This window comes from Mammaliicoccus sp. J-M40 (genome assembly GCF_022386395.1).
In the GTDB taxonomy this organism is placed as follows: Bacteria; Bacillota; Bacilli; order Staphylococcales; family Staphylococcaceae; genus Mammaliicoccus; species Mammaliicoccus lentus.
In genome coordinates, this window is the sequence record NZ_JAJNIQ010000002.1 from 68,977 (window position 1) to 81,943 (window position 12,967).

Here is a 12,967-nt window from a genome sequence, read left to right on the forward strand (position 1 = left end):
TCCACGTGCAACATAATGCCCCCGAAAGTTGCAAGACGAGATCCACGTGCAACATAATGCCCCCGAAAGTTGCAAGACGAGATCCACGTGCAACATAATGCCTCCGAAAGTTGCAAGACGAGATCCACGTGCAACATAATGCCTCCGAAAGTTGCAAGACGAGATCCTCGTGCAACATAATGCCTTCGAAAGTTGCAAGACGGGTTCCACGTGCAACATAGAGCCTTCGAATGTTGCAAGACGAGTTCCACGTGCAACATAATGCCCTCGAAAGTTGCAAGACGAGTTCCACGTGCAACATAATGCCTCTGAAAGTTGCAAGACGAGATCCACGTGCAACATAATGCCTTCGAATGTTGCAAGACGAGATTCACGTGCAACATAATGTCCTCCTTATTGACAAGACTACTGAGAAAAGGCAATAAGGCTATCGTTATTGACACGTTTTACGAGAAATGACAACAAGACTACCGTTATTGACACGTTTGGTGAGAAAAGACAATAAGGCCACCATTATTGACACGTTTGGTGAGAAAAGACAATAAAAAATAGAGGTTGAGACATAAATACATGTCTCAACCTCTAAAAATTCAATAAGCCATATTATAATAAACTTTGAATAGCATCGACTAGACTGTAAATACCTAAGAATGATACTACAAGTACTACAAACAGCCCGATAATATTCAACACGATACCATTTGCGAATTTTCCCATCATATTTTTCTTGTTTAAAATGATAAATATTAAAATCGCAATGATTGGTAAAATAACGCCATTTAAAGCTTGTGCGAGTAACAGTACTTCAAGTGGTTCAAATCCTAGTGCTGAAGTTATAATACCGATAAATATAACAACAGCGAATACGAAGCGGTATTTTTTGCTTTTAACGCCACCTTTCCAACGTAAGCAACTGCTTATTGTTGCTGCTGCGCCCATTGGAGAGGCTATTGCTGAGGATAATCCGGCTGAAAATAGTCCGATACTCATAAATAATGGTGCAAAATCTCCGAGAATTGGCTTAAGAGGCTCAGATAGTTGAACAAGACTTGATACTTCATCTCCTTCAATTAATGTACCAGCTGTGATCAATATTGCAGCGGATATGATACCACCTAAACCTATCGCAACGATTGTATCTATACGTACTGCCTTTAAATCTTTAATACCGTTAAATCGTTCGTGAATAGAACTCGCGTGTATAAAGAAGTTATAAGGTACGACAGTTGTACCTATTAACGCGATAACTGTTAATAAAGAGCCATTAGGTATACTTGGTACAAATGCTCCTTTGAGTACTGCACCGAAGTCTGGCTGTATAACAATAACTGTCGTTATAAAAATAACGCCCATTACTAATACAAGAACAGTCATGACTTTTTCGATTAAATCGTAACTACCAATTAAACCTATGCATAAAATGATAACGCCAATAATAGGTGCGATAACATTTTCAGGCACACCTATTAAATAGGCGGCACCTAAAGAAGTTCCTAGCAAATCTCCGGATATGTATGCAGCACAACCAACAGCAACAGCTATCATACTAAACCATACTGTGATGAGTTTTAGTAAATGATGATTGAATATATCCCGGATTGCTTCACCTAAGCCCTCATTGGTAACGAGTGCTAAACGTGCAACCATTTCTTGAAGCGCAATGGTCGCGATAATAGAGAATAAGACTGCCCAAAGCAGACTATATCCAAAGCCTGCTCCCCCTTGAGTCATCGTTGTAACAGTTCCAGGACCTATGAAAGAAGCGGTTATAATCATACCTGGTCCGAATATACCAAAGTTACTTTTCCTTTTCTTTTCTACGATTTAAACCATTCCCTTCGTTTGCAAAAACATTAAGCTTTATTTAAATGTTTTATATGTCCTGCTAATACGTAAAGCACAGCTGTAGATACAAAGTGAGATGAATTTTGATTAGCGTCTTGCATTGGATAGACTTCTACAAAATCCATACCAACTAAACCTAATTTTCCAAATTCATAAATCATTGTTAATAATTCATAACTTGTTAAACCATTGCCATCTACAGGGCCTCCTGGATTAAAAGCAAAGTCCAACACATCACTACAAATCGTTAAATATACAACATCTACATCATTACTTGCTTGCAAATATATATCTTTAGCGAATTTGCGTAAATCGTCAGTTTCACGTATATCATTGATTGTAATCGTAACTGCGCCATTTTCTTTAGCAAACTTTCCTGTTTCAGGCTGGTTTCTTGGACCGTGTATTCCTGTATGAATAAGGCTTTCATTACGAATACCTTCAGTTTCATAAAGTCTCATGAAAGGTGTATTACGAGCGAATTGCTCATTTTCATAATTCGGCATATTATCATAATGTGCGTCTAAATGGATGATACCTACACGTTTTCCAGTGTTAGTTAAGGCTTTTAAAATTGGATAAGTTATACCATGATCGCCGCCTAAACCTACTAGAAACTTTTCAGAACGCCATAAATTTTCGGCAAATTTCTCTATGTTTTGCACAGTTTCATCAACGTCATGAGGTACTGTTGAAACATCGCCTACATCACCGATTGTTAAATGTTCGTGTACATCAATATGATCCAATTCAGGAAGATAACCACTGTATCTTGCTGAAGACAGCCTAATTTGCTTAGGACCTAATTCACAACCTGTGTAGTCTCCCCAAGTACACGGGCCTTCAAATGGAACACCATAAACTAATACATCAGTTGAATAATCTTTACTCTTTGATAAATTTTGTGATCCTAAAAAACAAGGTGTATTGCCATAAATTCGTTCGCTCATTGTAATAATACTCCTTTCTCTTAATAATGGTAATTATATAAAAGTATTCACTAGTTATCAAATTTTTCTGAATATTATTTGGTATAATGGGAATAATAAATTAAATATTAATAAAGATTCGGAGGTATTTAACGAGATGAAAAATAAAGTGTCATTTTTATTTGCATCAATAATAATTTTATCTGGTTGTAGTATTACGATAGGCGAACCAGCCAAAGATAATAATGCTAAACAGGAGGATAAATCGGAGAATAATGACACAAATAATGAAAACAACAAACAATCTACTCCTAATATTGATATATTGTCACAAGATTTTTCCGATAATTATATGAATGCTAATCATGTTACAGGCTACAAAGGTCTAATAAAAAATATGAATAAAAAAGAAGTTCAACAAAAATATGGTGAAGAAGATGATATAAGAAACTTTTTAGGAAGAGAAGGCTACGTTTATGGAAACTTTATGGTTATGTATTACTTAGGAGCAGGGAATCCAATTGAACAATATAGTATTATACCGAATCAGAATGTGTCTTATAAAGAGTTTGTTGATTTTCATGGCGAACCTACACAAGACTTAAGAAGAGGGCAAGGACACTCATTCGTTATTTACAATAAAACGCCGAATAACGGTTATCAAATAGCAGTTTATACAGAAGGCAGTAATGAAGATGATGAAATAAGATATATTATGCAATATCCTGATGACTTTGAATTCTCAAATTCAAGCAATGATGAAAATACAGTCATCACCCGAGATAATGTCTTTGATGCAGTAGAAGCATTTGAAGGTATTGATAAAGTAGATACTGACAAAACAATTTGGAAAGAACCTGAGAAAAAAGATGATACTTTTGGATTCTCATATACTGATAAGAACGGGAAATTATTAGGTTCTTACAACGTTAGAGAAGATGGATATGTGGAATCTTTTGATGAAAAAGGTAATAAAATAAGAGCCGGCTATATAAATCTTAACGACTAAAATAATAATTTATTAAAGGCACTGCAAGGTTGAAAAAAATCAACTAAAGAAGAAGTGCCTTTTTTATCTTGTAGTTATTGGAGATGCCAAATAATGCATTATTTGAATATTGACAAAGTGAATGGAACCGGTTACAATCAAAAGTGAATATTTTATTTTTTATAAGCTTTGGGAACCGGTACCATTATAGAGGAGTGAATTAAATGAATTATAAAAAGGAAGCTGAAAGCATAATTGATGCGATAGGTGGTAAAGAGAACATAGATGCTATTGCACATTGTGCGACTAGGTTAAGATTAGTATTAAAAGATGAAAGTAAAGTAGATGAAGATAAGTTAAGTAATCTGGAAGTTGTAAAAGGGACTTTTTCAACGGGTGGACAATATCAAATCATTATTGGTTCAGGAACAGTTAATAAAGTATTTAATGAAATGGAAAAATTAACAGGACTTGAAGCTTCAACATCTTCAGAAGTGAAAGACCAGTCTTCTAAAAAGTTAAATCCAATACAGAAATTCGTGAAAATGTTATCAGATATATTTGTTCCAATTATTCCAGCAATAGTTGCTGGTGGTTTATTGATGGGACTCAACAATATCTTAACAGCAAAAGATTTATTTTATGATAATCAGTCTTTTATAGAAGTACATAATCAATTTTCAGGTTTAGCAAGTATGATTAACGTGTTTGCTAATGCGCCATTTGTATTCTTACCAGTACTTATCGGGTTTAGTGCTGCAAAACGGTTTGGAGGTAATGCCTTCTTAGGTGCTGCTTTAGGTATGATATTGGTACATCCTAGTTTAATGGACGGTTATGAGTACCCAGAAGCTTTAGCGAAAGGCGAAAAAATTCCGACGTGGGAATTTTTCGGTTTATCTATTAAAATGGTAGGTTACCAAGGACAAGTTTTACCGATATTGGTAGCTTCATATATTCTTGCTAAATTAGAAATAGGGTTTAGAAAAGTCATTCCTTCAACATTAGATAATCTATTAACACCGTTATTATCAATATTCTTTACTGCATTTATCACTTTTGCTGCAGTAGGACCAATCACGCGTTCAGGTGGTTACTTATTATCTGATGGCTTAACTTGGTTGTACGAATCAGGTGGAGCAATTGGAGGATTGTTATTTGGTCTACTATATGGTCCGATTGTAATAACTGGTATGCACCATAGTTTTATTGCAATTGAAACTACATTGATAGCTGATACTGCAAAAACTGGCGGATCATTTATCTTCCCAATTGCAGCAATGTCGAATGTGGCTCAAGGGGCAGCAACGTTAGCAGCTTTCTTTATTGTTAAGAATAAAAAATTAAAAGGTGTAGCATCAGCTGCTGGTATTTCAGCATTATTAGGTATCACAGAACCTGCTATGTTTGGTGTTAACTTGAAACTACGTTATCCATTTATAGGAGCTATTGTTGGTTCAGGAGCAGGAGCGTGCTATATTGCAGCGACTAAAGTAAAGGCAATTGCTTTAGGTACAGCTGGGTTACCTGGATTTATTTCAATTGCGACAGGTAGTTGGTTAAACTATATTATAGGTATGGCAATAGCTATAATTGTTGCATTTGTAGTAACGATTGTACTTTCAAGAAGAAAAGCATATAAAGAATTAGAAAATTAAAGTTTGTAAACATAATATTTGTTTCATGGTCATGTATTCTCGTACAATAGTATTGAAGATAAAATGGAGGTATAAATCATGAAATTAAATGAAATAGATGTAAATGAATTATATCCTACTGAAAAATTAGGACCAAGTGTACTTGGTACAATTATTTATAAAGTAGGAGAACAATCACAATTTAAAGGTGCTTATATTACTACAAATGAACGCGTAATAATGAGTGTCGATATGAATGGTGAACCATACAGAAGAGTTTTCAGTTACCAAGATATTAAAGCGGTAACGATTGAAGACAAAGGTGTATTATTCATCGAATTTCCAGAAGGAAAAGTAGCAATGATCGATATTGAAGAAGGCGACGTAGAAGCTTTCAAAGATTACGTAAACGAGCGCGTACAATAAAAATTGGGGAGTGGGACAGAAATCTTATTTTGATAAAAAGATTTCGTAGTTCCACCCTTTTTTTTAGTAAATAAAATCGTAGATGTTGCAAGACGAGTTCCACGTGCAACATAATTATCCAGTCCATTACTGCCAATACAAAGAAAGAGTTCTAGACAATGATTTATGTCTCGAACTCTTTAAATTTTTATTATTTTGTAAGCATGTCTTTTAAATATTTCGTTTGTTTTTCTATAGATATCGGGTCAGAATACATAAACAAGTTTTTTGGATAATAGTAAACTTGATTTTCTTTGACAGCTTTAGTATTTTTCCATATGCTTCCGTCAATTAGTGAAGATTTTGGTTTTTTACCATCTTCGGTAGGGATTAATAAATAATCTCCGGAATATTTACTAAAGTTTTCTAATGAAGTTGATAACCAACCTTCTTTAGGAATATCTTCTTCTGCTGATTTAGGGTGTTTAAACCCAAAGCCTTGATAGATAACTTCCGAACCACGACCAAAGTTATTTCCGATTAACGTTAATTCTTTAGGCCCGACTTCCATTATAGAAACTGTGCTATCTTTGCCTAATTTTTCTTTTACGTCTTTTCCTTCTTTAGTCATTAAATCTTCTAGTTCTTTTACTTGTTCTTTAGCTTTGTCTTCTTTACCTAACAATTTACCTATTTCAACGTGAACTTCTTTAAAAGTACGTTTACTATGGTCGAAAGGTACTGTAGGTGCAATTTTTTCATACTTTTTAATTTGAGGATTTGCATTATATGTGATAATCAAATCTGGTTTCAATTTCGTTACTGCTTCTATATCTTCCGAACCTACGCGTTTAGCATCTTTATCATCTACAAATTTAGATTTAGGAAAATCTGCATCCACACCGACTGGATCTATACCAAGTTTTTGGAAATTTCCTTGGTTAGTTGTTAATACGACAACACGTTTTGGATTATTTGGAATTTTGATTGTTTTACCTTCGTCTGTTTTATATTTATGAGTCTCGTTGCTCGATGAATCGTCATCTTTGTTGTTACATCCAGCTAAAATCAGTAAAATGGTAGCTAAGAAAACAAGTAATTTTTTAGACATATGTATCTCTCCTAATTGATAATAGATTTCGATTATAACATATTTTCTAAAAACAAAGATTTAAAAATTTAGTATTTGTTAAATAAAAGGGGCTGGGTTGAAGTGGAAGAAATTCGAATAGAATGTCCAGAGATTTTCGATTTTGAACAATGTTTAGAATACTTTAAAAGAAATGAAAATGAAATTTTATTTAGCGTAGTTGATCGAGAAATTTATAAAGCAGTTAAAATAAATAACCTTAATATATTAATACACGTATCATACGTACCACATTACTTAAAACTAGAAATTTTAAATCAAGATTTGATTACGCCTTTAATCGTAGAAAAACTTATTTCATATATAGAAGAATGGTTTGACTTCTCAACAGATTTATCTTCATTTTATAATGATGTTAAAGATAATAAAATATTAGCACCATTAATTGAAGACTTATATGGATTAAGAATAATTAGAATTCCAGAATTTTTCGAAGCTATTACATGGGGAATCATAGGACAACAAATCAATTTATCATTTGCTTATAAATTAAAACGAAGGTTAGTTGAAAAATATGGTGAATCAATACCATATAAAGGCAGACAATATTACATTCATCCATCACCAGAAAAAATATCAAATGTCACAATTGAAGAATTAATGGAGCTGAAATTTTCACGTAGAAAAGCAGAATATCTTATAGATATTGCAAATAAAATTCAATCACAAATTATAACGAAAAAAATGTTATTAAATCTAACAGATAAAGAAGAAATAGAGAAAGCTCTAACAGATTTAAGAGGTATAGGACCATGGACAGCACACTACGTCATGATGAGATCATTAGGTATAAAAAATGCTTATCCTGTAGGAGATGTTGGTTTGCAAAATGCTTTAAAATTAATTTTACAATTAGAACAGAAACCTTCTAAAGAATTTATGATAGAACTTAATAAAGATTGGGAAAAGTGGAGCTCTTATGCAACATTTTACATTTGGAGAGCGCCGTATTTGAGGAATATTAAATAGGGTATTTAGCGTAAATTAGTAATAATAATCAAAAAATAACCATCTAGTTAATACTTTGACAGTTACCGAGAATGGTTATTTTTTATTTTATAAATATATGATTTCGATATTATTTTATATTTTGAGAGTAGTAAAATATAGAAGCTTTTATTTAAAGTTCTTCTTCTGTACCATTATAGAATAATTTTGGATCTATAGATGCTTTAAGTGAGTGTGCAACTGTGCAATATTTTTCGACACTTAAAGAGATTGCGCGTTTTAATTTTTTTAAATCTACTTCTCCTTCAACATCAAAAGTAAGTGTAACGTTTTTTACTGCACGCGATGTTGTGTCTTCTCTTTCATCATCTACTGTGATTTCAAATTTTGTTACATCTGCTAATCTTTCTTTCATTATGTTTGTCACATCAATTCCAGTACATCCTGCTAATCCGCTTAACATTAATTCAACTGGAGATGGCCCGTTATCATCGCCACCGGATGCGGCTGGTGCATCTGAAATGATATCATGACCGAATTTAGATTGTGCTGTAAATGTTTTGTTGCCTTGCCATATAGATTTAATCATCTTAAGTCCTCCTCGTAATATTTAACTTCATTGTATCAAGAGGCGTGTAACTACACTAACAAATTGACTAAAGGTGTAGCTATTTATGACGATTCTTAATTTAATTATTTATTTTTTGTTTTTCTCTCATTTGTTCATATTCAGTTCACATTGCGAAGATATGATATATATATAAATTCAAGAGAGAAGGACGGATAAGCATGAAACTAGCATTAAAAGAACTTAAGTATTACAAATTTAAATACTTACTTGTAACATTGATTTTATTCTTATTAGCATTTTTAGTGTTATTTATTTCAGCTTTAGCACAAGGGTTAGCTAAAGAGAATGTTTCTGGAGTAGAACAATGGAATAAAAGTGAATATGTAATTGCTAACGATGCGGATAATAATTTAGGACAATCTGACATTTCGGGTAAAAATGAAGCGAAAGTACAAGACATTGCAAAAGGTGACACGATCAGAACTGCAATGCAAAAAATTAATACAGATGATGGTAAAGCAGACATCATGTTTACACAACTTACAAATAACATTCAGCCTAAACCTTCAGAAGGAGAATTACCTAGTAACGGTAACGAAGTTCTATTAAATGAAAAATTAAAAGCTGAAGGATTTGAGATTGGTGACAAAATTAAATTATCTGATGAAAATCAAACGTTTAAAATTGTAGGATTTGCAGATAATTTAATGTATTCACATACTTCAATGGCTTATGTGAATGAAGCGGGAATGGATGATTTGAAAGGCAATCATATTGCTTTAATCGCTTATGATAATTTAAATAGTGATCAAAAAAATCAAATTAATGATTTAGAAAATGTAAAAGTCATTCCACAATCTGATTTGATGGATGCAATACCAAGTTATAATGCAGAGCAACAACCTTTAAATCTTATGATTGTATTTTTATTCGTAATTTCTGCGATTGTGATTACAGCATTCTTCTATGTTATGACAATTCAAAAAACAAGCCAGTTTGGTATTTTGAAAGCAATAGGTACTAAGAACAAACAACTTATTTCTTCATTAATGATTCAAATTTTAATCATAACGTTAATAGGTGTGGCAATAGCTATTGCAATTATCTTAGGACTAAATACTGTAATGCCAGTGACAATGCCATTCTACTTAAATACAAACTTAATGTTATTGATGGTTGGTGTATTTATTGTTGTTTCATTAATCGGTGCAGTATTATCACTTATTAAAGTAATGAAAATAGAACCACTAGAAGCTATAGGAGGAGAATAATAATGGGATTAGTAGTAGAACATGTTACAAAATCATTTGGTGAAAAAGACGCAAAAACTCAAGTATTGAATGATATTAATTTTACAGCAAACAAAGGTGAACTCATTGTATTAAATGGTGCATCAGGTTCTGGAAAATCAACATTATTATCTATTATAGGTGGCTTATTAGATAAAAGTTCTGGAGATATAACTTTAGATGATTTAAGCTATGTTGATTTATCAGATAAAAAATTAACAGATATGAGATTAAATCAAATCGGATTTATTTTTCAATCGTCACATTTAATACCTTATTTAAACGTTACTGATCAACTTATGTACGTTGGACAAATGGCCGGAATGAATAAGAATGAAGCTAAAAAAAGAGCTGAGAAATTATTAATAGATATAGGGTTAGAACATAGATTGAAATCTTATCCGAATGAATTATCAGGAGGAGAAAAACAACGTGTAGCTATCATGAGAGCTTGGATGAATGAACCTAAATTAATCTTAGCTGATGAACCAACAGCAAGTCTAGATTCTAACCGTGCAATAGAAGTGGTTAAAATGATTAGAGATAATGTTAAAAATAATCAATCAATAGGAATTATGATTACTCATGATGAAAGAATTTTTGAATTCGCTGATAAAGTAATAAAACTAAGTGATGGAAAAATTGAAGAACAAGTTTCATAATATTTTATAATTGAAGAAAATGTAAAAAACAAGCATTCAAAATAAAACGCCCAATCCAACTTTGGATTGGGCGTTTTTAATATTTATATTACTTTTTGATAAATCCTTTTTGATTTAAACGTTCTAAAATATCTGGGCGTGATTTTTTACTCATCATTTTAGCAATTTGTTGTGACCATGATTCAGAACGTTGTCCATTCGTACGTTGTTCATAATATGTTTGTATATCTTTGTCGTAGTCTTTAATTTGATTCAACTGTTGAACTTTATCTGCGTTGTATTTATTTTCATGGAACACATGTTCAAAAGGTAATCTTTGTTTAGGTGAACCTTGATCATCTTCAGAAGGTACACCGACTGCCATTCCAAATAGAGGGAAGACATGCTCAGGTAAGTCTAAAATTTCGCTTACACGTGCAACATTATTTCTTAAAGAACCTAAGAATACAATGCCGTAGCCCATATCTTCTGCGGTTAATGCGACATTCTCAGCAGCTAAAGCAACATCAATTGTGCCGACCAATAAACCTTCAGCAGATTCAAAACTATCTTGCATATTTTCTTCTGCTTCTTCATTAATTAGGCTATGACGATAATAATCTATGACGAATACGAATAAATAGCCATTGTCTATTACGTGTTGTTGTCCGGATACTTCTTTTAAAGCTTTCTTAATTTCTGGGTCACGAATACCTATAATTGAATAAGCTTGAACATAGCTTGAAGTTGAAGCCATTTGCCCAGCTTCTACTAATTGTTTTACTGTTTCATCAGATAATGGTTCATCTTTAAAGTTTCTAATAGAACGATGTTGTTGTGTTAAATCATACACTGATTGCTTCATACGTAAGTTACTCCTTTAATATTTTATATAATTAAATTTTAGCAAAAATAATAAAGAAACTCATACTAAGTAGCTCAGCGTTTTTTGTAGATAGGTAAATGCGGTTCGATAAAATGAAATTATCGAACCGCAAATGCGAAATACAGGTCGATAAAAATAAAATATCGAACCGCAAATGCAAAATACAGGTCGATAAAATAAATTATCGAACCGCAAATGCAAAATACAGGTCGATAAAATAAATTATCGAACCGCAAATGCAAAATACAGGTCGATAAAAATAAAATATCGAACCGCAAATGCAAAATACAGGTCGATAAAAATAAATTATCGAACCGCAAAATTGAAATAAGGGTAAGACATCATTCAATGTCCCACCCTTAAATATTGATTATGAAACTTGATTTAATGCTTTTTCCAAGTCATTAATGATGTCATCAACAGATTCTGTACCTATTGATAAACGTACTAAGTCTTTCGTTACTCCTGAAGCTATCTGATCTTCATCTGAGAGTTGTTGATGTGTTGTGCTCGCTGGGTGAATGACTAGCGATTTCGAATCTCCAACATTAGCTAAGTGTGAGAATAATTGTAATGACTCTACAAAATTAGCTATGGAATCAACATCGCCCTTAACACCAAATGTTAGAATAGCGCCTTGTCCTTTTGGTAAATATTTGTTGGATAATTCATGATATGGATTAGATTCTAATCCAGGGTAATTAACCCAACTTACTTTGTCATGTGCTTCTAAAAATTCAGCTACTTTTTGAGCGTTTTCAGAATGACGTTCTACTCTTAAGTGCAATGTTTCTAAACCTAATAAAAATTGATGTGCGTTATAAGGTGATAAAGCAGGTCCTAAGTCTCTTAACAATTGAACACGTGCTTTTGTTATGTATGCAGCAGCACCTACATCTCTTGCATATGAAACACCGTGATAACTAGGATCAGGTTCAACTAAACCTGGGAATTTACCGTTGTCCCAATTGAATTGACCACTGTCTACGATAACACCACCAATTGAAGTGCCATGTCCACCAATGAACTTTGTTGCAGAATGAACTACGATATCAGCACCGTGTTTTATAGGTTGTAATAAATGTGGTGTAGCAAATGTATTATCAACAATTAAAGGAATGCTATTCTCGTGCGCGATGTTAGATACAGCTTCTATATCCAAAACATCTATACGAGGGTTACCTATTGTTTCGGCGAAAATTAATTTTGTATTTTCATTAATTGCAGCTTTAAAGTTCTCAGGATCATCCGGATTTACAAAATTAACCTTGATACCTAATTTTTTGAATGTAACTGCAAATAAATTATAAGTACCACCATATAAATTAGTAGAAGCGATAATTTCAGAACCACTTTCAGCGATGTTTAAAATACTTAATGTAATAGCAGCTTGTCCACTTCCAACACCAAGTGCACCAACACCACCTTCTAAAAGTGCTATTCTTTTTTCGAATACATCATTTGTTGGATTCATAATACGAGAATATATATTGCCTTCTTCAGCTAACGCAAATAAATTTTGAGCGTGTTCTGTAGATTTAAATGTAAATGAAGTCGTTTGATGGATAGGAACGGCTGTTGAGCCTGTAACAGGATCTGGTTCTTGACCCCCATGAATTGCTAATGTTTCTTTATTCCAATTTTCTTGAGTCATTGTGTTAACCTCCTTTAGTTATAT

General features: G+C 32.8%; 12 protein-coding genes. 6 read left to right on the plus strand and 6 right to left on the minus strand.

Going from position 1 to position 12,967, the window contains the following annotated elements; genetic code table 11:
- Positions 1-603: 603 nt before the first annotated feature.
- A complete protein-coding gene (locus tag LQ688_RS02945; RefSeq protein ID WP_147641287.1) occupies positions 604-1,776 on the minus strand; it encodes an Nramp family divalent metal transporter in 1,173 nt (390 codons plus the stop codon).
- Between the two features lie 77 nt (positions 1,777-1,853).
- Positions 1,854-2,795: an agmatinase family protein gene (locus tag LQ688_RS02950; protein WP_064205356.1), complete on the minus strand. Its 942-nt coding sequence runs from the start codon at positions 2,793-2,795 to the stop codon at positions 1,854-1,856.
- A 136-nt stretch (positions 2,796-2,931) separates the two neighbouring features.
- Here LQ688_RS02950 and LQ688_RS02955 point away from each other — a divergent pair, with 136 nt between their 5' ends.
- The 3 genes from LQ688_RS02955 to LQ688_RS02965 all read left to right on the plus strand — a co-directional run bounded on the left by LQ688_RS02955 (position 2,932) and on the right by LQ688_RS02965 (position 5,825).
- Positions 2,932-3,783 carry a hypothetical protein gene (locus LQ688_RS02955; protein ID WP_064210836.1) on the plus strand — a complete coding sequence of 284 codons (852 nt, stop codon included), beginning with the start codon at positions 2,932-2,934 and terminating at the stop codon, positions 3,781-3,783.
- Positions 3,784-3,986: 203 nt separating this feature from the next.
- On the plus strand, positions 3,987-5,420 hold the full coding sequence (locus LQ688_RS02960) for a sucrose-specific PTS transporter subunit IIBC (protein ID WP_239752616.1): 1,434 nt from the start codon (positions 3,987-3,989) through the stop codon (positions 5,418-5,420).
- A 78-nt stretch (positions 5,421-5,498) separates the two neighbouring features.
- Complete coding sequence (locus tag LQ688_RS02965; protein ID WP_016998408.1) at positions 5,499-5,825, plus strand: hypothetical protein; 327 nt, start codon at positions 5,499-5,501, stop codon at positions 5,823-5,825.
- Positions 5,826-6,015: 190 nt separating this feature from the next.
- Here LQ688_RS02965 and LQ688_RS02970 read toward each other — a convergent pair whose 3' ends face one another.
- The gene (locus tag LQ688_RS02970; RefSeq protein ID WP_239752617.1) at positions 6,016-6,915 is read right to left on the minus strand and encodes an ABC transporter substrate-binding protein; all 900 of its coding nucleotides are present in this window, start codon (positions 6,913-6,915) and stop codon (positions 6,016-6,018) included.
- 102 nt (positions 6,916-7,017) lie between these two features.
- Here LQ688_RS02970 and LQ688_RS02975 point away from each other — a divergent pair, with 102 nt between their 5' ends.
- Positions 7,018-7,923 (plus strand): DNA-3-methyladenine glycosylase family protein, encoded by a 906-nt coding sequence (locus LQ688_RS02975; RefSeq protein WP_239752618.1) that lies wholly within the window; start codon positions 7,018-7,020, stop codon positions 7,921-7,923.
- 151 nt (positions 7,924-8,074) lie between these two features.
- Here the strand turns inward: LQ688_RS02975 and LQ688_RS02980 are convergent, their stop codons facing one another.
- Entirely contained in the window at positions 8,075-8,491 is a 417-nt protein-coding gene (locus tag LQ688_RS02980; protein ID WP_016998405.1) for an OsmC family protein, read from the minus strand.
- Between the two features lie 200 nt (positions 8,492-8,691).
- Here LQ688_RS02980 and LQ688_RS02985 point away from each other — a divergent pair, with 200 nt between their 5' ends.
- Complete coding sequence (locus tag LQ688_RS02985) at positions 8,692-9,744, plus strand: ABC transporter permease (protein ID WP_016998404.1); 1,053 nt, start codon at positions 8,692-8,694, stop codon at positions 9,742-9,744.
- A gap of 2 nt (positions 9,745-9,746) precedes the next feature.
- Positions 9,747-10,424, plus strand: a complete 678-nt coding sequence (locus LQ688_RS02990; protein WP_218706480.1) for an ABC transporter ATP-binding protein — start codon at positions 9,747-9,749, stop codon at positions 10,422-10,424.
- 88 nt (positions 10,425-10,512) lie between these two features.
- On the opposite strand, the gene nfsA is transcribed toward LQ688_RS02990, so the two are convergent.
- Together nfsA and LQ688_RS03000 are read right to left on the minus strand one after the other, a co-directional pair.
- Entirely contained in the window at positions 10,513-11,268 is a 756-nt protein-coding gene (gene nfsA, locus LQ688_RS02995; RefSeq protein ID WP_016998402.1) for an oxygen-insensitive NADPH nitroreductase, read from the minus strand.
- A 391-nt stretch (positions 11,269-11,659) separates the two neighbouring features.
- On the minus strand, positions 11,660-12,943 hold the full coding sequence (locus LQ688_RS03000; protein WP_135022012.1) for a homocysteine synthase: 1,284 nt from the start codon (positions 12,941-12,943) through the stop codon (positions 11,660-11,662).
- Positions 12,944-12,967 lie beyond the last annotated feature (24 nt).